Raw genomic sequence first — 21,721 nt, 5'->3', positions numbered from 1 at the left:
CGTGGTTCAGACGCCCAGCAGTCCCCAGTACACCGCCCACGGGACGAACAGGACGCCGCCGGCCAGCAGGACGCCCAGCCGCGGGGTCCGGTGCCGCCACCACGCGACCGCCGTGCCGATCGCCGCCGCCACCGCGCCGAGCGAAAGCAGCTGCAACGCCAGCCACGGCAGCGGGCGGCCCAGCACCACCGGGCCCAGCGACCTGCCCAAGCTCAGCTGGATCACCACGTCGACGACCAGGAAGCCGAGCACCGCGAGCAACCCGGTCGCCGTCAGCCAGCGCGCCGACGCCGCCCCCGGACCCCGCCGGACCAGCGGGTACCACGCGAACGCCACCAGCAGGGCCAGCAGGACGGCCAGCTGCACCCAGGTCGACTCGGCCCAGTGCAACGGCGTGATCTCGACGCTCGGCCGGTCCTGCGCGGGCGGCGCGTCGGCACTGGAGACGGCGGGCGGGTTGTTCACCCAGCTGCCCACCAGCTCGAGGTAGCCCGGCGCGTAGCCGGGCAGCTTGTCGAAGCCGTCCGTGGTCCGGCGCAGCTGGTGCTGGGCGCCGGGGAAGACGCGCAGCGTGTGCCGCGCGACGGTCTCCCCGAAGATCCGCAGGGCCTCGCCCGGCGGCGTCAGGACGTCCTTCGCGCCCCACAGCCCGAGCACCGGCTGGCGCAGGCTCCGCAGCACCGGCACCGGGTCGTAGTACGCCTCCGGGAACACGCCGCCGCCGACGAGCTGGCGCATCATCGTCGACGACGCCGTCCGCACGATCGAGCCGTCCATGTCCAGCCGGCGCAGCTGGTTCTCGATCGCCCACGCCTGCTGCTGCGCCGGTTTGACGCCGTTCGCGCCGACCGTCACGACGAAAGCGACGTCCGCGGAACGGGAAGCCGCCAGCGGCGCGACCCAGCCGCCTTCGCTCAGCCCCCAGACGCCGACCCGCGCCGGATCGACCTCCGGCCGCTTCCGCAATGCCTCGACCGCGGCCAGTGCGTCGTCCGCGAGCCTCGAATACGAGCGTTCGAACTGCGAATAGCCTTCGGTGCGCTTGTCGTAGATGAGTGTCGCGATGCCTTGCCGGGCAAAGGCTTCCGCCTGATCGCGGTAGTCCTCGCGGCTGTGCGCCCCCGAGCCGTGGACCATCACCAGGCCCGGCAGTTTCGTGCCGCCGGGTGGTGCGACGACGGTGCCGTGCAAGGTCACCCCGCCGTTCGTGAAGGTCACGTCGCCGTCCGCGGCCGATGCCGGTGGCGCCGACGCCGTGACCGCCAGGATCACCCCGGCCAGTAGAACCCCTCTTCGCATGGAAAACCCCCTGGTGTCATGTCATTCCCCTGGATCCGGGAACGCGAGCCAGCGCACGAGCACGCGCCGCGCTTCCGGTGACCGGTCGTCCTCGGCCCGCCAGTACCGGCGGAACAGCTCCATGTAGTCGTTCCAGAACTGGTGCAGCTCCTCGGCGGTGAGCCAGGTGCCGCCGCGTGCGTAGAGCAGCGCGTCCGGCCAGTCGCCGGGCAGTTCGTCGCGCTGTTCCGCGAACCGGTTGAGCTTTTCGAGGTCTTCCTCGAATCCCTGGCGCTGCATGTCGTCGAACAGCACCCGGGATTCGGCGCTCTGCTCGCTGCGGCGCGGCCAGCGGATGTCCCGCGGCCGCGTCCGCCACCACCGTTCCTTGCCCTTGGCGAGCTCCGGAGCTTCCTCGACGAACCCGAACCGCGCCAGTTCCCGCAGGTGGTAGCTGGTCGCGCCGGTGTTCTCGCCCAGGGCCTTGGCGAGCTTCGTGGCCGTGGCCGGCCCGGCCGACAGGACGCCGAGCATCCGGCGGCGCAACGGGTGCGCGACGGCTTTGAGGGCGTCCGGGTCGAGCTCTTCCGGCGGTGGAGCGCTGGTCATGAGCTCACTGTAGCCGTGCAAAGGAAATTGTGCAAAGAAATCTGTGCAACTCGGCGCAGGCCGGTGCCCGGGGCGGCGATGTCTAAAGTGGACTTACCAGATCGGGTGGTCGCTGTACTTCCGGAGCGTCTGCACGGACGGCCGCACGTACACCATCCCGGCCAGGAAACCCATGGTGGCGAAGGTGAGCGTCGAGAACGTCGTGAGCAGGTCGGGCGCCTGCAGGTGCGGGGTGTCGCGCCACACCCGGAACACGATCGGCACCGCGAACGAGCCGAGGATCAGGACCAGCGTCAACAGGTAGGTGAACAGCAGCGCGCCGCGTGCCGACGCGGCGCTGGCCACCACCAGGTAGTCGCCGCGGAGGCAGCGGCGGCACGTCAGGACCAGGACCGCGATCGCCAGCACGCCCAGCGGCGGCAGCACCGCCGCGGCCTTGCCCAGCAGCGTGTCCGGGAACGCGTGGCCGTGCACGATGCCCTGCAGGTACGTCGTCAGCCCGAACAGCAGCACCATCCCGGCGATCATGGAGCAGCCGACGACCACCGAACCCCAGCGCACCCGGTCGGCGAACCGCGGGGGCAGCGGCACGAACTCGACCTGTCCGAAAGTCCCCTGCACCCGTCTCACCTCCGAAAGTGCGTGAAGGCCACAGTAAGGGACTCACCGTCCCCCAACGTGGCCTTCACGAACTTTCGGACCGAAAGGGCTAACTGGCCGCCAGCAAGTTGGCGCACCGGATCAGCCCGATGTGCGAATACGCCTGCGGGTGGTTGCCGAGGGACCGCTCCGCGATCGGGTCGTACTGCTCCGGCAGCAGCCCGGTCGGGCCGGCCGCCGCGACGATCTGGTCGAACAGCTCCTGCGCCTCGGTGCGCCGCCCGGTGAGCAGGTACGCCTCGATCAGCCAGGCCGCGCAGATGTGGAAGCCGCCTTCGCCACCCGGCAGGCCGTCGTCGCGGCGGTAACGGTACACAGTGGACCCGCTGCGCAGCTCCGCCTCGATCGCCGTCACCGTCTGCTGGAACCGCTCGTCGGCCGGGTCGATCAGCCCGGTGAGCCCGACGAACAGCGACGCCGCGTCCAGGTCTGTGCCGTCGTAGGCCGTGGTGAACGCCTGGACCTCGTCGTTCCAGCCGTGCGTGAGGACGTCGGTCTTGATCTCTTCGCGCAGGCCGTGCCAGTTGCCCGGGATCTCCCGGCCGTACTGCTCGCCCAGCGTGATCGCGCGGTCGATCGTCACCCAGCACATGACCCGCGAGTAGACCCGGTGGCGCGGCACGTGCCGCTCCTCCCAGATCCCGTGGTCCGGCTCGTTCCAGCGCCGCGTCACGGCTTCCGCCATCGCGCGCACCATCTGCCAGTCCTCGTCACGCAGCTCGCCGCGCGCCGACGCCAGGGTCTGCACGAGCTCGACGACCGGGCCGAAGACGTCCAGCTGCACCTGGTGGTTCGCCAGGTTGCCGACGCGCACCGGCCGGGAACCCGCGTACCCGGGCAGCGACTCGATGACGGCTTCGGCACCGATGACGCTGCCGGCGAGGGTGTACAGCGGGTGCAGGCGCTCCGGGCCGGCCAGCGTGGCGAGCACGCCGTGCAGCCACCGCAGGTAGCCCTCGGCCTCCTCGATCGAGCCCAGGTGCACGAGCTCCCGCACGGTCATCGCGGCGTCGCGGATCCAGCAGTAGCGGTAGTCCCAGTTGCGGACGCCGCCGATCTCCTCCGGCAGCGACGACGTCGCCGCCGCCAGCACGCCGCCGGTGTCGGTGTTGACCAGGCCGCGCAGCGTCAGCGCCGAGCGCAGCACCAGATCGGTCTGCACCGTCGGCAGCTGCAGCTTCGACGTCCACTCGCTCCAGTAGCGGCCCGCGCGGTCCCGGCGTTCCACTTCGGACAGTTCGTGTTCGCCGAGGTCCGTGGTGCCGCAGCGCAGTTCGAGCACGACCGGCTGAGTCGGCGTCGGCTGCACGAGCGCGGTCGCGGTGTCGTGCAGGCCGTCGGAGGTGATGGTCCACTCCACGCCCGGCGAGTACAGCACGAACGGCTCCGACGTGCCGAGCACGCGCACGCCGCCTTCGACGATCTCCAGCTTCACCGGCACGCCGCCGAACTCGGGCCGCGGCGCGAACTTGACGCTCGCCGCCGCCTCGCCCGAGATCACGCGCACCAGGTCCGTCCGGTGCGGCGCGCTCTCCGGCTCGAGGTAGTCGGTGACGAGCAGGCGCGACCAGCGCGTCTCGACCGTCATCGTGTTCGGCAGGTAGCGCTGGCCGAGCGGGAGGCCGTTGCGGTGCGGCTTGATGGAGAAGTGGCCCGCGCCCTCGCCGCCGAGCAGGTCGGCGAACACGGCCGGCGCGTCCGGGCCGGGGTGGCACAGCCAGGTCAGCTTGGCGTCCGGGGTCAGCAGCGCGACCGACCGCTCGTTGGCCAGCATCGACAGCCGCTCGATCGGCGGGGCCGACTCGCCGTAGAGCCAGTTGCGGCGCTCCTCCAGGAGGAAGCCGAGCACCAGGGCGACGTCGACGGTGTCGGGCACCCGGAACGCGGCGAGCGTCTCGCCGTCGCCGACCTTGATGCCCAGGTCGGGGCCGGACAGCCGGGCGAAGGCCTTCTCGTCGGTGACGTCGTCGCCGAGGAAGATCGCCGCCGTGGCGCCGACCTGGTGGCGGAGGATGTCCAGCGCGCGGCCTTTGTCCGTTTGGACGACCGCCAGCTCGACCACCTCCTTGCCGTCGGTGGTCGACACGCCTTCCCAGGTCGAAGGTCCGGAGTGGACGGCCGCGAGCACGCGGCGGCCCGCCTCGTGCTCCGCGCGGCGCACATGCACCGCGATGCTGGCCGGCTTGACCTCGAGCGACACGCCCGGGACGTCCAGCACGAGTTGTTCGAGCTCCGACTCCAGCCGCCGGTGCAGCTCCCGCGCCTTCTCGTCGAGGGCGTGGATGAAGCCGATGTCGAACTCCGAGCCGTGGCTGCCGACGAGGTTCACCTCGGACGGCAGCCGGGAGAGCGTGGCCAGGTCGCGCAGCGCGCGGCCGGAGATGACCGCCGTGGTGGTCTCGTGCAGACCGGCGAGCGATCTGAGGGCCCCGACGGACTCCGGCAGCGGGCGTGCCTCGTCCGGGTTGAGCGTGATGGGTGCCAGCGTGCCGTCGTAATCGCAGGCGACCAGCAGACGCGGAGTACGGGCGATCTGGACGATCGCGCGCCGTAGCTCGGCGGGCAGGGCCTCGGCAGTCAACACTCCTCCTCAGGAGCTCGTGCATGGGTCGGGGGACTATGTCAGTCGACCGCCTCCGTACCCAAGGCCTGGAGGAACGAGCGCGCCCATCGGTCAACGTCATGAGTGAGGACCTGGCGACGCATGGCGCGCATCCGGCGACGGCCCTCTGCCGGGTCGAGCGTAATGGCAGCCACTAGAGCGTCCTTCACCCCGTCCAGGTCGTGGGGGTTCACGAGGAATGCGCTAGAGAGCTCGGCGGCCGCCCCCGCGAACTCGGAAAGCACCAGCGCACCGCCCAGGTCGTGCCGGGCGGCGACGTACTCCTTGCAGACCAGGTTCATGCCGTCGCGCAGCGGTGTCACCACCATGACATCGGCAGCGGAGAAGAAACCGGCCAGCTCGGTGCGGTCCACCGACTGGTGCAGGTAGTGCACGACCGGGTGGCCGACCCGGGAGAACTCGCCGTTGATCCGGCCGACCATCTGCTCGATTTCGCCGCGCATCCGCTGGTAGTGCTCGACGCGCTCGCGGCTCGGGGTGGCGAGCTGGACGAACGTGACGTCGTCCGGCTGCAGCCTGCCCTCGTGCAGCAGCTCGTGCAGCGCCTGCAGCCGCAGGTCGATGCCCTTGGTGTAGTCGAGCCGGTCGACGCCCAGCATGACCGTCTTGGGGTTGCCGAGGTCGCGGCGCAGCTGCGCGGCCCGCTCCTGGACGCCCTTCGTGCGGGCCAGGTTGTCCAGCCCGGCGGCGTCGATGGAGATCGGGAAGGCGCCGACCCGGACGGTCCGGTCGCCGACCTGCATGGTGCCCGGCCGCGACCGGACGCCGACCGCGCCGCGCGTCGACTCGAGGCCGATCAGCTGGCGGCACAGCCACAGGAAGTTCTGCGCCCCGCCCGGGCGGTGGAAGCCGACGAGGTCCGCGCCGGTGAGGCCGCGGATGATCGCCGCGCGCCACGGCATCTGCATGAACAGCTCGACCGGCGGGAACGGGATGTGCAGGAAGAAGCCGATGCGCAGGTCCGGCCGGAGCTCGCGCAGCATCGCCGGCACCAGCTGGAGCTGGTAGTCCTGGATCCACACGGTCGCGCCCTGGGCGGCGACGTCGGCGCTGGCCTGCGCGAACCGGCGGTTCACCTTGACGTAGCTGTTCCACCACGCGCGGTCGAACACCGGGCGCTCGACGACGTCGTGGTAGAGCGGCCAGAGCGTCGCGTTGGAGAAACCTTCGTAGTAGTCGCGGACCTCGTCGGCGCTCAACGACACCGGATGCAGCACGAGGCCGTCGTCGTCGAACTCGTCGACGTCGACGTCCGGGATGCCCGGCCAGCCGACCCAGGCGCCCTTCCGCGACCGCAGGAACGGCTCCAGGGCGGAGACGAGCCCGCCCGGGCTGGCCGTCCAGCGGCGCTCACCGTCCGCCGTGCGTTCGAGGTCCACCGGAAGCCGGTTCGCCACCACGACGAAATCGGCCTGGTTCGAGTTCTCCTTCTGGTCACTCACGTCGCCTGCTCCTCGCGTCTGGGTCGCGGCCCCAGAGTGAAACCCTATCGCGTGAGCGATGAACATTCAGTGACCGCGGTGTTACTCCAAGCTTCGTTCGGTCGGTTCGAGCGGACCAGCCATGCGTGGTCCGGCGAACCGCCGCTCGAGCCGGCCCAGGCCGGTGCGCACCGGCTGGGCCAGCCATTCCCCGAGTACCACGCCCGCTGCCAGCGCAAGCCCGATTGCGACGGCCGTCATGAGCGTCGAAATGTTGCCGCTCGGCTCGACCCCGATCTGGTACAGACCACGGTAGGTGGAGAGGCCCGGAAGCAGCGGAGTGATCCCGGACACGGCTACGACCAGTGGAGTAACGCCGAGCCGCCGCGCGAGCACGCCACCGCAGAAACCGACCAGCGTCGCGGCCACCGCGGACGAACTGACGCCGTCGAGCTTGGCCAGCATGAGGGCGCCGTAGACGGCGGCGCCGATGCCCCCGGCGGCCGCCGCGACCAGCATGGCGCGCATCTTCGAGTAGCTGGCGAGCGCGAAGCAGGCGGCGGCGCCGGCCCCGCCGAGCACGACGAGCGGCAGCTGCTGCGGCGTCGACCCGGTCACCTCGGGCAGCGGGGTGCGCGGCAGGCCGAGCATGACGGCGATCCGCAGGGCGAGCACGACCCCGGCGATCAGGCCCGCCGACATCAGCGCGGTCTCCATGGTGCGGCCGGCGGCGGTGACGTTGTAGCCGGTGATGGCGTCCTGCACCGCCGAGACGGTGGACAGCCCGGACAGCAGCACGGTGACCGCGGCCGCGACGACCAGCGTCGGCTTGTCGGTGGTCAGGACGTTGCTGCTGACGATGACCATGGCCGAGAGCGTCGCGACCAGGCCCCCGACGACCTGCTGGAAGAAGAACGGCAGCCCGTAGCGGTTCACGACCCGGCCGACCCGGTCGATGACACCGCTGATGACGAAGGCGACGAGCGCGATGTCGAAGCCGCCGCCGAGCAGGATGGTGACGAAGGCGGCGACCCCGCCCCAGGACAGCGTCGCGACCCAGCGCGGGTACGGGTGCGGCGCGGAGGTGATCCGCTCCAGCTCGGTCTGCGCCTGCTCGGCCCCCATGTGCCCGCGGACGATCTTGCGGACGAGCTTTTCGGTCTCGGTGAGCCGCGTGTAGTCGAGGCTCCGGCTCCGCACGACCCGCAGCGCGGTGATCGGCGTCAGGTCGGTGCCACGGTGGCAGGTGACGGTGATCGAGGTGAAGATGACGTCGACCTCGCAGTGCGGCAGCCCGAGCGCCCCGGCGATGGCGAGGATGGTCGCGGTGACGTCGGACGCACCGGCGCCACTGGCCATCTGGACCTCACCGATCCGCAGGGAGAGGTCGAGCACGAAGTTGACGGTGGCCTCGTCGGGCAGCTGAGGCCCCATGGCCTCTTCGGCGTCAACGGCGGGAAACTCCCCGGTCGGCGCCTCGAGGACGTGCCACGGCCGCCTCTTGAGCAGGTTGGGGCGATGGACCCGGGGTCGCTGAGCGGGCGGTTCGAGCAGCGGCCATCTGGTCGCCCGCCCCCCGTTGGTGCGCTCGTTGATCTTCATGATCCATCCACCTCCTCGCTCGTCCCCGATGACCATCGACGGCTACCCACCGACCGTTGCACGGATCATGGAGTGGCCTTCACCACGTCCCTCCATAGTGGCCTGGACCAGGGGATGATGCCTCCCGAGCGGATCATGGACCGCGGCCCGATACACTGTGTGCGGCGTCCTGGCGCCAGGCCGGTATAGCTCAGCTGGTAGAGCATCTGTCTTGTAAACAGAAGGTCAGGGGTTCGAGCCCCCTTGCCGGCTCCGGAAGGTGACCTCCGATGAACCGGGGGTCACGACCGCCTCCTGTTTCCGACCCCTGAACGCAACAACAGCGGGTGTCCGAAGTGGACACCCGCTGCGTCGTGAGGTCGTCAGCCGTGCAGGGCGCTGCCTGCCTGCCAGGCCGTCCAGCTGATCGCCCAGTCGCCGTGGCCGTTGTTGATGGCCAGCTGGGGGCCGCCCGAGTTGGTGATTTCGACGACGTCGCCGACGTTGAACGTGTCGAAGAACCACTTGGCGTTCTCGGTGTTCATGTTGAGGCAGCCGTTGGAGACGTTGTCGCTGCCCTGTACGCCGACCGTCTTCAGGTTCTCGTGCAGGTACTCGCCGTCGTTGGAGATCCGGACGTTCCAGTTCTCCGGTGCCTTGTAGTAGCCGGGGTCGCCTTCGCACACGCCGTAGCTGCAGGAGTCCATGATCTTGTGGTCCTCCTTGCCGAGCACGGTGTGCGTGCCGTTGAAGGTCGGCGTCGCGCCCCGCGGTGGGGTGTCGGCGGTCTTGCCCATGCTGATCGGCGCGGTCTTCACCAGCTCGCCGTTGTGGTACGCCTTGATCTGGTGCGTCTTGCCGTCCGCCTTGGCGACCCAGGAGTCGTGCACCTTGTAGGTGACCGAGACGTCCTGGCCGCCGTACACGCCGCCGCCGATCGGCGTGCCGAAGGTCGTGGTCTCGAGCTTCACGGTCGAGCCCGGCTTCCAGTAGTCCTTGGGCCGGAAGTGCACCTCGCGCTTGCCGACCCAGTACCAGCCGCCGCCCTGGGCGGGCGAGGACGTCACCTTCAGGGACTTCTCGACCGTGGCCTTGTCGGCGATGTCGTGGTCGAACTTCAGCCCGATGATCAGGCCGACCCCGAAATCGCCCGCCGCGGGCTGGAAGAGCGCCGGGGTGGCGACCCCGGACGGCTTGATCGTGTGGACTTCCCCGCGCTGCTCGGTCGGGTCGCCCGCCTGGTTCACGGCGGTGGCGACCACCTGGTAGGTGGACGCGTACCGCAGGTGGTCCTGGCTCGTCCACGTCGTCTTGTCCGGCGAGAGGTCGCCCTTGACGGCGTTGCCGGTCTGCGGGTTCGTGACCGTGACCGCCTGCAGGGTGCCCCCGGACGCCTTGACGACGATCGGGTCCTTCGGGCTCAGCTGGTCCCCGCCCTCGAAGGCCACGGTCGCGGCGGGTACGCCGGGCACCGACGAGGTGCCGCCGGTCGCACCGGCCATGCCGGCCGCCTGCGCGGTCCCGGCGGTCTCGTTCTGTCCACTGCACGCGGCCAGCAGCAGGGCCACCACGCCGAACCCGGCGATACGGATCACTCTCACGCACCCTCAGACGTCCCACGGCGCCCCAAGTTGGGTCACAATCCGATCTCTTGCCGCCGACCTGGGGCTGAGCGTCCGATCCGCGGCCCGTCCTGGCTTCCGCATAGCGGCCGGAATTGTTTCCGTAAATGCGTTGACCGCGCCCGCTCGGGTGCGTGATGATGGGGGCACACAAAACACCGGGAGTGATCATGACGCACGTGGCAACGCGAGAGGCGCGGCACACCGCCGAAGCCGTCGTGTGTGCGTCGATGGGCTGCTGCCTGCGGTGTTGGCACCTTCCTGGCTCTCCGCCATGACCTGAGCGCTGGTCACGGCACGGGAGCCGCCCTTCGGGAAACCGATTCGGGCGGCTTTCTCTTTTCGTGTGCTCGCAATTCCGTTATCGGCGTGCTTCGGAAGCGGCGTGGTCTCCAAAACCGCGGCCCGAGGGTTCGACTCCTTCCGCCGGTGCTGTTTTTCCCTGCGCTCGTCTCGGCCGCAATCAGTGCGGGCGACGCGGGTGCGCCTCCGTGGCTCAGTGGACGCCAGCAGCGGCTTCCGAAGCCGCAGGTCGCAGGTTCGACTCCTGCCGGGGGCACCAGCCGACGCGCCGAGGGGGGTGCGCCGGCTCCGGCGGCGCGTTGGTCCAGCGGTACGGATCCCCGGTTTTCACCCGGGAGACCCGGGTTCGACTCCCGGACGCGCTACCGGGGAGACGCGCCGGAGCGCGGGCGATCCTTGCACGATCGCCTCGGTGGGTTCGACACCCACGTCTTCCACCGTGGCCGATGCCGAAGGAGACGAAGCCCCGGGTTGTGACCCCGGGTCAAGCCGGTGCGAGTCCGGTCGGCCACTCACGCGCGCGGTTCGGCAGCCAGCGGGGCCTCATAAGCCTCGCCGACGTGGATCGACACCACGGCGCGCGACTGCATCACGCACGACCCGTGTCATGACGGTCATGGGGCGGCCTGCAAAGCCGCTGGTGCCGGGTTCGACTCCCGGGCGGGTCTCCGAGCAGCCAAAACTGTCGGTACCCCGGTTTAGCCTCTGGCGCAGAGGCCCGAACCGGGGAGGAAACCATGACCACCACGCACACGCTCGAAACACCCGAAGCCGACATCGTCTACGACGTCCACGGCCCGGTGCCCACCGGAAGCCCGCCGCTGCTGCTGGTCGGGCAGCCGATGACCGCCGAAGGGTTCGGCACCCTGGCGTCGCACTTCCCGGACCGCACGGTCGTCACCTACGACCCGCGCGGGCTCGGGCGCAGCGTCCGCAAAGACGGGCGCGAGGACCACGTTCCCGCCGTCCAGGCGGGTGACCTGCACGCCGTGATCCAGGCGCTCGGCGGCGGCCCGGTCGACGTGTTCGGCAGCAGCGGCGGCGCGGTCGCCGCGCTCGCCCTCGTCACCGCCCACCCCGGCGATGTCGGCACTCTCGTCGCCCACGAGCCGCCGCTCGTGCGGTCGCTGCCCGACGCCGCCGCGGCCGAGCGCGCCGGCCAAGCCGTGCGGGACGCCTACCAGGCCAAGGAGTTCGGGGCCGGGATGGCGGCGTTCTTCGCGATGGCGTCGTGGCCCGGCGAATTCACCGACGACTACTTCGCGCTGCCGCCGGCCGATCCGGCGCAGGCCGGCCTGCCCACCGAGGACGACGGCCGCCGCGACGACCCGCTGCTGACCGACCGCTCCCTGGCCGTCACCACCTACCGGCTCGACGTCGAAGCGCTCACCGCGGCGCCGACGCGCATCGTCGTCGCAGTGGGCGCGGAGTCCCGTGACGTCTTCACCGGCCGGGCCGCGATCGCGACCGCCGCGCTGCTCGGGCAGGAGGCGACCGTCTTCCCGAGCCACCACGGCGGTTTCCTCGGCGGCGAGCACGGTTACGCCGGTCAGCCCGAAGCCTTCGCCCGGAAGCTGCGGGAGGTCCTCGAGAGCTGAACCAACACCTTCCCGACGACCGGCGGACTCAATCAAACATCTGGTTGACAGAGTTGTCCGTCTGTTTGACCATGGCTGGGTCACGGTCACTGCGGGGAGGAGAACGTCGTGGGCAGACACGCGCTCAGGTGGTGGGCACTGGCGGTCACGGTGCTCGCCGTGCTGGTGGACATGATCGACAACCAGATCGTGGCGGTGGCCCTGCCGACGATCCGGCGGCAGCTCGGCGCCGGCGACGCCGCGCTGCAGTGGATTTCGGCGGGCTACGCGCTGGGGTTCGCGCTCACCTTGATCACCGGGGGACGGCTGGGCGACCGCCACGGGACGAAGAAGCTGTTCGTCGCGGGCATGCTCGTGTTCACCGGCGCCTCGCTGGCGGCCGGCCTGGCCGGGCACGTCGGCGTGCTGATCGCCGCGCGTGTCGTGCAGGGCGTCGGATCCGGGCTGATGGTGCCGCAGGTCCTGTCGTTCATCCACGCGGAGTTCGACGAGCGGGAGCGGCCGAAGGCGATGACCTGGTACGCGGGCGCGTTCCCGGTCGGCGGCCTCGCCGGGCCGCTGCTGGGTGGCGCGCTGACCGAGGCCGACCTGTTCGGCACCGGCTGGCGGGCGATCTTCCTGGTCAACGTGCCCATCGGGGTGCTCGCGCTGGCCGGCGCCTTCGCCACCATGCCGGGGCGGGCGGGGTTCGCCCGGCGCCGCACGGACCCGGCCGGGCTCGGGCTGCTGACCGCCGGGTTGTTCGCGGTGTTCTACCCGCTGGTGCAGGGCCGCGAGCTGGGCTGGCCGGTGTGGTCGATCGTGCTGGTGGCCGCCGCCGTCCCGCTGTTCGCGGTGTTCGCGTGGCACCAGCGGCGGGAGTTCCGCCGCGGCGGTGAACCGCTGGTCCCGCCGGACCTGCTGCGGCAGCTCGCCGGCAGCCAGGCGGTGCTGCTGTGCGTCGGCACCGGCCTCGGCGTGTTCTTCGTCCTGACCCTGCACCTGCAGCTCGGGCTCGGGTTTTCGCCGTGGGAGGCGGCGTTGACGTTCGCGCCGTCGACGCTCGGCATCGTCGCGGGCAACGTCCTGGGCATGCGCCTCGCCCCGAAGCTCGGCCGGGCGTTCGTCGCCGGGGCCGTCGCGGTGTTGCTGGCCGGCCTGGTGACGGTCGCGGTTCTGGTGGTGTGGCTGGGTTCCGCCCTGACCGGGTGGGCGTTGCTGGTGCCGGTGATCGCCGTCGGGCTCGGGCTGGGCGCGGTGCTGAACGCGTTGTTCGGCGCGGCGATGGCGGGGGTCCGGCCGGAACGGGCCGGGGCGGCGTCCGGCGTCGTGAACACCACCGTCCAGCTCGGCACGGCGACCGGGATCGCCCTGTCGGGCACGGTTTTCTTCGCCCGGCTGGGCAGTGGTTCGGCAGCCGCGACGGCGAGCGCGCTGGCCGTCAGCGCCGGCGTGCTCCTGCTCGCACTCGCGCTGACGGCGGCCCTGCCCGTCGGTCAACCTTCTGTTCCGCAGAGTCAAGCGGTTGGTTGACGTATAGTCGCCGCGTGACCGCGTCGAAGCCCCGCCGTTCGCCGAAGCCCCAAGAGCGGCAACGGGATCCGGAGCGCACCCGCCGGCTGATCCTGGAGGCGGCGGGCGCGGAGTTCGCGGCGAACGGGTACGCCGGGGCGCGGATCGCGGCGATCGCGGCGCGGGCCGGGGTCAACCAGCAGCTGATCTCGTACTACTTCGACGGCAAGGAAGGCCTGTACCGGGCGATGTCGGAAGGCTGGGGTGAGCGGCAGAGCGAGCTGCTGGCCCCCGGCCTGCCGCTGTCCGAGCAGGTGCGGCGGTTCGCCATGGAGGCCCTGGCCAGCCGCGACGGCGTCCGGCTGCTGGCCTGGTCGGGCCTGGAGTACGACGGCCCGGACAGCGATCCCGACCACGGGCCCCGCGCCCAGCGACTGGCCGGGACGGTGGACCAGATCGCGGCGCTGAAAGCCGAGGGCCGGCTGCCGGAGTGGGTCGACCCGGCGTGCCTGACGGTGTTGCTGATGGCGGCGGCGATGGCCCCGGTGACGCTGCCGCACGTGGTGGACGGGCTGACCGGCGCGGACTCGCCCGATTTCGTCCGGCGGTACGCCGACCAGCTGGCCAGGCTGGTCGAGCACCTGGGGCCGGACAAGACCTGACGGCCGGGTGCGCGCTCAGTGCGTGACGGATTCCGAAGTGGACGCCGCCGCCGGGCCGGCGCCGGGCGTGGTGGCCGACTCGGACGGCCCGGCGAGGGCCAGCCCGGTGACCAGCGCGAGCGCGACGATGAACAGGGCCGTGCGGACGAGAGCGGAAACGGAACAGACGACCATCATGGCAGGCTCCTGGCGATTTCCCCGGCGACCCGGGGTCGAATGGTTCCGCGGTGTTTCGCGGAATTGCGGTCTGCCTCAATGATGTGCCGGGCAACAGCGCGCCACAAGGCGTTTCCCGTTGCCGGAAACGGCTGCGCACCAGGAAACCCGGGAAACCCCGGCGGGCCGCCGGGGTTTCCGGTCTTCGGAACTCGGTGCGTTGTCATGACGGCGACCTCACCACGGTTTCGGCTTCTGCGGCGTTGATCGCCGCGACGGCGCCCTTCGCTACCGCCGTGCGGGCCGTGGCCGGTAAGTGTCCTGTTTTTGGCCCGTTTCCGCAGATCGCTACGCGAAGGACGGCCGGTTCCGGTATTCGGCCTCGCCGAGGACGGCGGGGTTGAGCGTGACCCGGTACTCGGCCGCCTCCGCCCACCAGCGCTCCGCCTCCGCCCGGTCGCCGCGCCCGGCCGCCGTGTTGCCCAGGCCCGTCAGCGCCCGCGCCCGCTCGTACTCGCTGCCCGCGTCGTCGGCCACCTCGGCCGCGCGGTGGTAGCAGCGCTCGGCGTCGGCCCACTCGCCGGCGCGGAAGTGCACCCAGGCCTCGCAGTTGCCCGACATCGCCCGGTCCACCGGCAGCCGGCTCAGCTCGGTCGCCTCCCGGGCGGCGGCCAGTGCCTCGGGGAAGCGGCCGAGTGACGCCGACGCGAGCGCGATCCCGCGCAGCGCGATCATCGCGTTGCGGGTGCGGCCGGTCCGGCGGTAGACGGCCAGCACCGTCGTCAGGTCGGCCAGGGCCGCTTCGGCCTCGCCGCGGTACAGGCGCGCCCACGCCAGGCTCGACAGCGCGTCGATCGCGCCGCGGTCGTCGTCGGCCAGCGCGAACTGCTCCTGGGCCTGCTGGTGGAAGACGACGGCTTCGGCGACGCGGCCCGACTCCAGGTACGCCATGCCGAGGTTGTTGAGGATCATGCCGGTCGCGCTCGGCCGGCCGGCCGAGCGCGCCGCGTCGAGCGCGCGCTCGTGCGTGCGGATCCACGGCTCGAACAGCTTCTCGCGGAAGAAGAACGCGCGGAGGACGAACGCCAGCTGCCAGCAGCGGTCGTGCAGCTGGTGCCGGGCCGCGGTGTCGACGACGTCGGCGAGCGCCGGCCACTGCGCGCCGAGCCAGGCGAGTGCCTCGGCCGCGTCCGAAAACGGCAGGCCGGCGGGGACGGACAGGCCGGTCGCCGGGCGGAACCGGTCGGGTTCGGCGAGTTCGTCGGCCGCCAGCGTGGTCGCGACGAAGTGGTCGACGAGCCGGCGTACGGCTGCTTCCTGGTCAGCCGGCTCGATCTGCGGGAGGGCGTGCTTCGCCGCGAAGGTGCGCATCAGGTCGTGGAGCTCGACGTACCCGCGTTCGTCGCGGACGACCAGGTGCGCGTCGTGCAGCCGGTCCACCAGCCGGTCCGTTTCGCCGGGGGCGAGGCCGGCGAGCGCCTCGACCGCGCCGGTTTCCGCGGCGGCCGCGGGGTGGAGGGCGAGCAGGCCCAGCAGCCGCCGCTGGCCGGGTGGCAGGGCTTCGTAGGAGACGGCGAACGCGGTCGCGATGCTCCGCTCGCCGTCTTCCAGGGCGCCGAGGCGGGTCGTTTCGTCGGCCAGCCGGTCGCGCAGTTTCGCCGCGGTCCAGCCGCCGGCGATGAACCGGGCGGCCACGATGCGCACGGCGAGGGGCAGCTGCCCGCAAAACCGGACGATCTCGGTCGCCACCGCTTCGTCGGCCGGGGCGTGGTTCCCGGCGACGGACCGGAGCAGGTGCACGGCGTCGGCGAGCGGCAGGACCCCGACCGGGAAGTGCCAGGCGTCGTCGAGCGCGGGCAGCCGGCCCCGGCTGGTCACCAGGATCCGGGACGGCGTCTCGCCGCCGGTGATGGCACGGACCTGTTCGGCGGACCGGACGTTGTCGAGGACGAGGATCATCCGCCGCCCGCGCAGCTGGTCCCGGGCCAGGTTGGCCAGGCCGTCCTCGTCGGCGGGGAGCTGGTCGGCGGGGACGTCCAGCAGCCGCAGCAGCCGTTGCAGGGCTTCGCCGGGCGAAAGCTCGGCGGCGCCGGGGGTGTGGCCCCGGAGGTCGAAGAACAGGCAGCCGTCGGGGAACGAGCCCGCGACCTGCCGGGCGGCGGCGACGGCCAGCGCCGTCTTGCCGGCTCCCGCCATCCCGTGCACCACGCCGACGCGGGCGTCGTCCGAGCCGAGCAGCAGTCCGGAAAGCGCTTCGAGTTCGGTCTCGCGGCCGACGAAGTACCGGCCGGTGTCCGGCAGCCCGGCGAGGCCGCCGGCGCTCCGGCGCGCGGGCAACGTGGCCTCCGCGACCAGGGCGAGCAGTTCTCCGCCGGCGTTCAGCGCCTGGTCGCAGGCCTTGGCGAGGTCCCGGTTCACCCGGACCTTGCCGTTCTCGACCTTGCTCAGGTAGCCCTTAGTGAAATGGACGGACGCGGCGAGGCCCGTCAGTGACATGCCGGCCGACGCTCGGCGACGCTTCAATTCCGCTCCAAAGTCCGGCATGGCTCGAATCATCCTGTATCCGATGAGCGGTGGGAAGGTCGGCCGGCGGCCCGGGCCCGCCGGCCTGCTCCTGGTCAGCCCAGCAGGGAGACGAGCTGGCCGAGCACGATGATGAGGTGCGTGTGCATCTGCGGTGTCCTTTCCCGATCGCCCCCGCCGCCGTTTCGGTGCGGCGGGTTTCCTTGGTTGCCGAAGGATTTCGACGACGCAAGCGTGACCCGGCGATTTCCGCGATGACAGACGTTTCCTGTTGCGGCTCAAGAAGAATCGAGGACACCCGCGCGTGCCTGCACTGTTTCCGGAAACCGGAAACAGCGGGAAACAGGTGACAGCGTCGTGGGTGGCCGGCGACGCGCGGGTAGACTTTGCCGGCGACGACCAGGACGGAGGTGGGCGGCTTGGCTCAGGAGGCGGCCGACGCCAAGATCAACGCTCTCTCAGCGGAGTTGAAACTGCTTCGCAAGGGGCTCGGTATCCAAGCGAAGAACCTGCCCGCAATCGCCGGTGAACGGCTGCGCGAAGTGTGTGGTGTTCACGAAGAGGACAACGCCGGAACAGTTCGCGGCAAGGTCGTCGACACGCTTCGCCGGCTGATCGAAAAACTGCCCGGATCGCAGCGGGAAACGGCGCGGATCGTGCTGGGTTTCGGCACCGGCCCGGACGAGCGCTACACCCAGCGCCTGCAGCTGCTGGGCACGGGAGCCGACCGCAACGTGCGCACGATGCAGCGGCGCGCCGACGACGTGATCTACCTGCTCGCCGAGGCCGCGTACGGGGCGCCGTCGCCGTTCGGGGGTGTTTCGGCGATCAGCCAGGACGGGCCGTGGCACACGTCCGGCTTGGCGGTCAACCTGACCCTGACCGGCTCCGCCGCCGAGGTGTTCGAGACGCGCCGGGTGGTCAGCCACGTCGCGGGGCTCGCCGAGATCGAGCACGCGATCTCCCTCGCCCGGCCGGCCAGCACGACGAGCCCGCCGGACCTGTCGGGGCTCGGCATCGACGTTCTCGCCGGTGGCGAGGTGCATTCGGTGCGGCTGGTCAGCTCCACCCGGGTCGCGTTCAGCCTGCGGCCGCCGCAGCCGCTGGACGCCGGTGATCAGCACGAGTTCTTCTTCCGGATCCGGCTGGCGGAGTTGCCGGCGCCGTTCTACTGCTGCACGCCGGAATTCCTGTGCGAGAGCTTCGAGCTCAACGTCCGGTTCGACCGGCGCGAGCCGCCGCAGCGCGTCTGGCGCATCGACGGCGACCTCTCGAAGGACGCCCAGGACCCGCTGCCCGCGCGCAAACCGCTGTTCCTCGACAACGCGGGTGAGGTGCACACCAGCTTCCGCGACCTGCGGCCCGCGCGGTCGTACGGCGTGGGCTGGCAGCCCACCCCCTGAACTGCCAGCCCGTGTCACGCCCTCACGCACGGGCGCGCGCCGGCTGTGCGGTGTGCGCGCCATGCTCCTCCTCGTCGTGACCGCCTGCTTCCAGAATGCCGCATCCGGGGGCAATTGCACCGCGACGAAAACCGGACAGAAACCTGACACCACGCGCGGCCGCCGGACCGGCTGATCAGCGCCGTCCGTGCCATCATCGGGCATGGTCACCAGCGAACCGGAGCTCAACAGCGGGATCCTGCCCGGGAACGTGCGCGCCGACGACTGGATCATGCTCGTGCTCGCCGCCGGGTCGGTCGGGTTGCTGGGGTTCATGGTGCTCAGCCCGCCGTCGCGGGACGCCGGCCTGGTGATCTTCGCCGTCGACTGCGGGATCTGCGGGGTCTTCCTCGTCGAGTTCCTCTGGCGGTGGCGGAAACGGCGGTGGGCGAAGAAGTTCCTCGTGCGCAACTGGTACGAGCTGTTCGCCATGATCCCGGTCGCGCACCCGGCGATGGTCGCGCACAAGTTCGTCACCGTCGTGCTGCTGCTCGTCCGGATCGGGCGGGCCGCGGACCGGGCCGTCGGCGAGCAGTTCACCTACCGGCTCGTCGACAAGCTTTCCGAGCCGATCGTCAAGGCGATCAAGAAGCCGATCACCGTCGCGGTGCTCGACGAGGTCGTCAAGGTGCTGGAAACGGGCAACTACCCGGAAAACCTCGCCAAGTCCCTCGGCGCGCACCGGGAAGAGCTGCGCACGATCATCGCCGAGAAGATCGCCGCGGACCCGCAGCTCGGGAAGCTCAAGCGGCTGCCGTTCCACGACGAGATCGTGCGCGCCTGCGTCGACACCTCCTTCCGCGTGCTCCTGGAAGTGCTCCTCGACCCGCGGATCGACGACTTCTTCTCGGCTGTGGTCCGCGAAAACCGCGAGCAGATCCGGCTGGCCGTGCAGCTCGGGCTCAACGAGGTCGACGACGAGGACGAGGAGAAGGAGCTGCCGGTGCGCACCCAGCGTGCGGCCGCGCACGAGTACGACCGGCTGCACCCGGGGTCACGGCCGTGAGCGGAGGTACGCGCTGAGCCGCGCGGCGGCGTCGAGCATGGCGAGACCGCGGCCGGTCAGCCTGCTCTGCCAGGTTTCGAGGGCCTGGGTGAGCGATTCGGTGCCGCCCGCGGTCCGGACCTGCTCGACCACGGTGGCGATGTGGGTGAGCGGGTAGCCGCCGCGGCGCAGGAGGTGGGTCAGCTCGGCGTCGCGGACGTCGGCCGCGCGGAACACCCGGTGGCCGGTGGCGGGGTTGCGGCCGGGGACCAGGATGCCCGCGCGTTCCCACGCGCGGACGGTGGCCGCGGTGACGCCGAGGCGGTGGGCCAGCTCGCCGACCGTCCGCTCGCCCCCGGCCGGTTCCGGCACCGCGCCGACCGGCAGGGAGCCGCTCGCCGCGCGGACCGTGTTGAGGGTTTCGCGGTCACGGGCCAGCTGGGCATGGCCGCGGTCGACGAGCGTCAGCGCACGCTCGACGTCGCCGTCGTGCACCGCGTGCATGATCCCGCCCGCCGTCGCGTGTCCGTGCGCCGAGACCAGGGCGAGGAACGCACGCAGCGCCGCCGCGTGCACTTCCGTGTAGACGCGGTAGCCGCTCGGCGTGCGCGAGGCCGGTGGGAGGAAGCCGTCACGCTCGTAGTTCCGGACCGCCTGCGTCGAGATGCCGTGTTCGCGCGCGAGATCAGCAGGTCTCAACGGAGTGTTCAAGGATACGATTCAACCACATGGACCTCACCGAGTTCACCGCCGACCTGCTCGCCCTGGGCGAGCCGACCCACTTCGAACCGGCCTGCGCGCGCCTGCGCAACGACTTCTTCGCCCGGCTCGCCGAGCACGGCTTCCGGTCGATCGCGTTGGAGACCGACCGCGTGGCCGCGCTCGACGGCGGCTTCTCGCACGGCTTGGGCGAAGTGGACGCCAACCGGCAGCTGATCGCCTGGCTGCGTGAGTACAACGAGCAGGCCGGCGAGCCGCTGGTTTTCCACGGCTTCGACGCGCCGGCCGAGATGTTCAGCGCCCCCAGCCCGCGGACCTACCTCGAACACGCCCGCGACTACCTCGGTCTCGACGTCGACATCGCGGCCTTGACCGGCGACGACGAGTGGTGGAGCCGTCAGGAGGCGATCCTCGACCCGGCTCAGTCGCCGGGCGCCACCGCGGAAGCCCGTGAGCTGCGCGTCATCGCGGACGACCTGCTCGTCGCCGTCCACGCCCGGGCGCCACAGCGGGACGCCGCTTGGTGGCGAGCCAAGATTCACACCCTCGCCGGACGCGGCCTGCTGCGCTACCACGCGGCCTCGGCCCAGCCCGGTGACCGCGACACGCGGATCTCGCGCCTCGCGGGCATGCGCGCGGTGCTCATGGCCGAGAACCTGCTGGACATCCACGCCGTCGAAGCACCCCGCGGCCGGACGCTGGTGTTCGCGCACAACAGCCACCTGCAACGCTCGGGGTCCGGCGCGGGCGCGATCGTCGGGGCGCTGCTCGGTGACCGGTACGCCTTCGTCGCCGGCAGCCTCGGCCACAGCGAAGCCATCGGGCTCGGCGAGCCGGAGCCGGACACCTACGAGGGCGTTCTGCAGCGGGGCACGAAGACCTGGCGGCCGGCCGGCGTCCCGGACGGGCGCAAGCGCACCGACACCAAGCCCGGACGCGGCTACTTCGGCCTCGACGCCGACGTGCTCGACGGCGCCGCCGCGGTGTGGCACGTCGCCTGACCCCCGGGCTCGCAGCCGGCCGAAATCCGGTGGTGTCCATGCGGGATTGTGCTTAGCTGTAAATGACACAGGGTTCACATGGGGGGTTCCGATGAGAGTTCGTCATGGGGTCACCGCACTTCTGGCCGTGGTGGCGTTAGGCGCCGTACCGGCCCAGGCGAGTGCCGCCACCTCGATCGCCGAGCCGACGGTGACGTCGGCCGAGTACCCGGACGACGGCGCCTGGCACCCCGGTGCCGGCGTGCCGGGTTCGTTCACCTTCGACGCCGGCGGCGACGACTCGGTCGTCGGGTTCTCCTGGGGCAACACCGATCCGGCCGGCACCTTCGTGGCGGCGGATCACCCCGGCGGGTCCGCGACGGTGTCCTACACGCCGCAGGCGTCCGGCCCCAACGACCTCTACGTGGCGAGCGTCGACAGCGCGGGCAACCGGTCGCCCCAGCACGTCCACCACTTCTACGTGCAGTCGACGGAGCCGCTGGTCAACGGGCCACGGGAGACCGGGGTCGGAGTTCCGGCCGAATTCCGCTTCTCGCCCCGCATGGCCGATGTCGTCTCCTACACCTACCGGATCGACAACGGGTCCGAGACCACCGTGGCCGCCGCGGCCGACGGAACCGCGACCGCGAACGTCGTCACGGCGACCCGGGGTTCCCACCGGCTCAACGTGTGGAGCACGACCAGCACCGGGTTGACTTCCGGGATCGCCGGCAACGGCTACTCGGCCAGTGACGCCCCGCTGGTGGCGAGCACCGACTACCCGGACTTCGTGAGCAGCGGCGGCCCCGGCGTCACCGGCACCTTCACCTTGACCCCGCGCACGCCGGGCGTCGTCGAGTACGTCTACTACTTCTACGAGGACTGGGACAACCCGACGGTGGTCCCGGCCGGCCCCGACGGCCGGGCGACCTTCACCTACACGCCCGCCGCGTCGGGTTACTACCCGATGCAGGTCTACAGCCGGACCGCCGACGGCACCCAGTCCGGCCTCGGCCGCGAGTACTACATCGTGGTGAAGTGACCCCGGGAAGGACGCCTTCAGCGCA

The 21,721-nt window shown here is 71.2% G+C and carries 17 protein-coding genes and 5 tRNA genes; 12 read left to right on the top strand and 10 right to left on the bottom strand.

The window, feature by feature from the left end; translation table 11 throughout:
* Window positions 1-6: 6 nt before the first annotated feature.
* From AB0M93_RS41560 to AB0M93_RS41535, 6 genes are all read right to left on the bottom strand, one after another.
* On the bottom strand, window positions 7-1,272 hold the full coding sequence (locus tag AB0M93_RS41560; protein ID WP_364285138.1) for an alpha/beta hydrolase: 1,266 nt from the start codon (window positions 1,270-1,272) through the stop codon (window positions 7-9).
* A 48-nt stretch (window positions 1,273-1,320) separates the two neighbouring features.
* Window positions 1,321-1,887 (bottom strand): helix-turn-helix domain-containing protein, encoded by a 567-nt coding sequence (locus tag AB0M93_RS41555; RefSeq protein ID WP_364285058.1) that lies wholly within the window; start codon window positions 1,885-1,887, stop codon window positions 1,321-1,323.
* Between the two features lie 93 nt (window positions 1,888-1,980).
* Window positions 1,981-2,508 (bottom strand): hypothetical protein, encoded by a 528-nt coding sequence (locus tag AB0M93_RS41550; RefSeq protein ID WP_364285056.1) that lies wholly within the window; start codon window positions 2,506-2,508, stop codon window positions 1,981-1,983.
* Window positions 2,509-2,596: 88 nt separating this feature from the next.
* Window positions 2,597-5,131: a trehalose-phosphatase gene (gene otsB, locus AB0M93_RS41545; protein ID WP_364285054.1), complete on the bottom strand. Its 2,535-nt coding sequence runs from the start codon at window positions 5,129-5,131 to the stop codon at window positions 2,597-2,599.
* Window positions 5,132-5,169: 38 nt separating this feature from the next.
* Window positions 5,170-6,612, bottom strand: coding sequence for a trehalose-6-phosphate synthase (locus AB0M93_RS41540; RefSeq protein WP_364285052.1), 1,443 nt, complete (start codon window positions 6,610-6,612; stop codon window positions 5,170-5,172).
* Between the two features lie 81 nt (window positions 6,613-6,693).
* On the bottom strand, window positions 6,694-8,193 hold the full coding sequence (locus tag AB0M93_RS41535; protein WP_364285050.1) for a threonine/serine exporter family protein: 1,500 nt from the start codon (window positions 8,191-8,193) through the stop codon (window positions 6,694-6,696).
* A 179-nt stretch (window positions 8,194-8,372) separates the two neighbouring features.
* Between AB0M93_RS41535 and AB0M93_RS41530 the strand changes: the two genes are divergently transcribed.
* Window positions 8,373-8,445 (top strand) — tRNA-Thr (locus AB0M93_RS41530).
* A gap of 110 nt (window positions 8,446-8,555) precedes the next feature.
* Here the strand turns inward: AB0M93_RS41530 and AB0M93_RS41525 are convergent.
* Window positions 8,556-9,767 carry an Ig-like domain-containing protein gene (locus AB0M93_RS41525; protein ID WP_364285048.1) on the bottom strand — a complete coding sequence of 404 codons (1,212 nt, stop codon included), beginning with the start codon at window positions 9,765-9,767 and terminating at the stop codon, window positions 8,556-8,558.
* A gap of 390 nt (window positions 9,768-10,157) precedes the next feature.
* Here AB0M93_RS41525 and AB0M93_RS41520 point away from each other — a divergent pair.
* The 7 genes from AB0M93_RS41520 (at window position 10,158) to AB0M93_RS41490 (ending at window position 13,848) form a co-directional block, all read left to right on the top strand.
* A tRNA-Trp gene (locus AB0M93_RS41520) sits at window positions 10,158-10,226 on the top strand.
* 53 nt (window positions 10,227-10,279) lie between these two features.
* Window positions 10,280-10,356: transfer RNA gene (locus AB0M93_RS41515), tRNA-Arg, on the top strand.
* 34 nt (window positions 10,357-10,390) lie between these two features.
* Window positions 10,391-10,462: transfer RNA gene (locus AB0M93_RS41510), tRNA-Glu, on the top strand.
* A gap of 231 nt (window positions 10,463-10,693) precedes the next feature.
* Window positions 10,694-10,766: transfer RNA gene (locus AB0M93_RS41505), tRNA-Cys, on the top strand.
* A 68-nt stretch (window positions 10,767-10,834) separates the two neighbouring features.
* Window positions 10,835-11,695, top strand: coding sequence for an alpha/beta hydrolase (locus AB0M93_RS41500; protein ID WP_364285046.1), 861 nt, complete (start codon window positions 10,835-10,837; stop codon window positions 11,693-11,695).
* A 108-nt stretch (window positions 11,696-11,803) separates the two neighbouring features.
* On the top strand, window positions 11,804-13,207 hold the full coding sequence (locus AB0M93_RS41495; RefSeq protein ID WP_364285044.1) for an MFS transporter: 1,404 nt from the start codon (window positions 11,804-11,806) through the stop codon (window positions 13,205-13,207).
* A 14-nt stretch (window positions 13,208-13,221) separates the two neighbouring features.
* On the top strand, window positions 13,222-13,848 hold the full coding sequence (locus AB0M93_RS41490) for a TetR/AcrR family transcriptional regulator (RefSeq protein WP_364285042.1): 627 nt from the start codon (window positions 13,222-13,224) through the stop codon (window positions 13,846-13,848).
* Window positions 13,849-13,863: 15 nt separating this feature from the next.
* Here AB0M93_RS41490 and AB0M93_RS41485 read toward each other — a convergent pair whose 3' ends face one another.
* On the bottom strand, window positions 13,864-14,025 hold the full coding sequence (locus AB0M93_RS41485; RefSeq protein ID WP_364285040.1) for a hypothetical protein: 162 nt from the start codon (window positions 14,023-14,025) through the stop codon (window positions 13,864-13,866).
* Window positions 14,026-14,352: 327 nt separating this feature from the next.
* A complete protein-coding gene (locus tag AB0M93_RS41480) occupies window positions 14,353-16,548 on the bottom strand; it encodes a tetratricopeptide repeat protein (RefSeq protein ID WP_364285038.1) in 2,196 nt (731 codons plus the stop codon).
* 398 nt (window positions 16,549-16,946) lie between these two features.
* On the opposite strand from AB0M93_RS41480, the gene AB0M93_RS41475 reads away from it, so the two are divergent.
* Complete coding sequence (locus AB0M93_RS41475) at window positions 16,947-17,930, top strand: hypothetical protein (protein ID WP_364285036.1); 984 nt, start codon at window positions 16,947-16,949, stop codon at window positions 17,928-17,930.
* Window positions 17,931-18,132: 202 nt separating this feature from the next.
* Window positions 18,133-18,975 (top strand): ion transporter, encoded by an 843-nt coding sequence (locus AB0M93_RS41470; RefSeq protein ID WP_364285034.1) that lies wholly within the window; start codon window positions 18,133-18,135, stop codon window positions 18,973-18,975.
* On the opposite strand, the gene AB0M93_RS41465 is transcribed toward AB0M93_RS41470, so the two are convergent.
* On the bottom strand, window positions 18,964-19,665 hold the full coding sequence (locus AB0M93_RS41465; protein WP_364285032.1) for a TioE family transcriptional regulator: 702 nt from the start codon (window positions 19,663-19,665) through the stop codon (window positions 18,964-18,966). The two genes, AB0M93_RS41470 and AB0M93_RS41465, sit on opposite strands and share 12 nt — an antisense overlap.
* 17 nt (window positions 19,666-19,682) lie before the next feature.
* Between AB0M93_RS41465 and AB0M93_RS41460 the strand changes: the two genes are divergently transcribed.
* Both AB0M93_RS41460 and AB0M93_RS41455 read left to right on the top strand, forming a co-directional pair.
* Complete coding sequence (locus AB0M93_RS41460; RefSeq protein WP_364285030.1) at window positions 19,683-20,675, top strand: erythromycin esterase family protein; 993 nt, start codon at window positions 19,683-19,685, stop codon at window positions 20,673-20,675.
* A gap of 127 nt (window positions 20,676-20,802) precedes the next feature.
* Window positions 20,803-21,696: a hypothetical protein gene (locus tag AB0M93_RS41455; protein ID WP_364285029.1), complete on the top strand. Its 894-nt coding sequence runs from the start codon at window positions 20,803-20,805 to the stop codon at window positions 21,694-21,696.
* Window positions 21,697-21,721: the final 25 nt, after the last annotated feature.

This window comes from Amycolatopsis sp. NPDC051102 (genome assembly GCF_040682815.1).
Lineage (GTDB): Bacteria > Actinomycetota > Actinomycetes > Mycobacteriales > Pseudonocardiaceae > Amycolatopsis.
The sequence above is the reverse complement of the archived record's forward strand: the minus strand, read 5'-3'. Positions and strand labels throughout refer to the sequence as shown.

What these genes read in the sequence shown, in the direction of transcription:
- AB0M93_RS41500 (WP_364285046.1), top strand. Translation starts at nt 10,835, where the DNA reads ATGACCACCACGCACACGCTCGAAACACCCGAAGCCGACATCGTCTAC.
- AB0M93_RS41535 (WP_364285050.1), bottom strand. Translation starts at nt 8,193, where the DNA reads ATGAAGATCAACGAGCGCACCAACGGGGGGCGGGCGACCAGATGGCCG.
- AB0M93_RS41480 (WP_364285038.1), bottom strand. Translation starts at nt 16,548, where the DNA reads ATGCCGGACTTTGGAGCGGAATTGAAGCGTCGCCGAGCGTCGGCCGGC.
- AB0M93_RS41460 (WP_364285030.1), top strand. Translation starts at nt 19,683, where the DNA reads ATGGACCTCACCGAGTTCACCGCCGACCTGCTCGCCCTGGGCGAGCCG.
- AB0M93_RS41555 (WP_364285058.1), bottom strand. Translation starts at nt 1,887, where the DNA reads ATGACCAGCGCTCCACCGCCGGAAGAGCTCGACCCGGACGCCCTCAAA.
- AB0M93_RS41485 (WP_364285040.1), bottom strand. Translation starts at nt 14,025, where the DNA reads ATGATGGTCGTCTGTTCCGTTTCCGCTCTCGTCCGCACGGCCCTGTTC.
- AB0M93_RS41470 (WP_364285034.1), top strand. Translation starts at nt 18,133, where the DNA reads ATGGTCACCAGCGAACCGGAGCTCAACAGCGGGATCCTGCCCGGGAAC.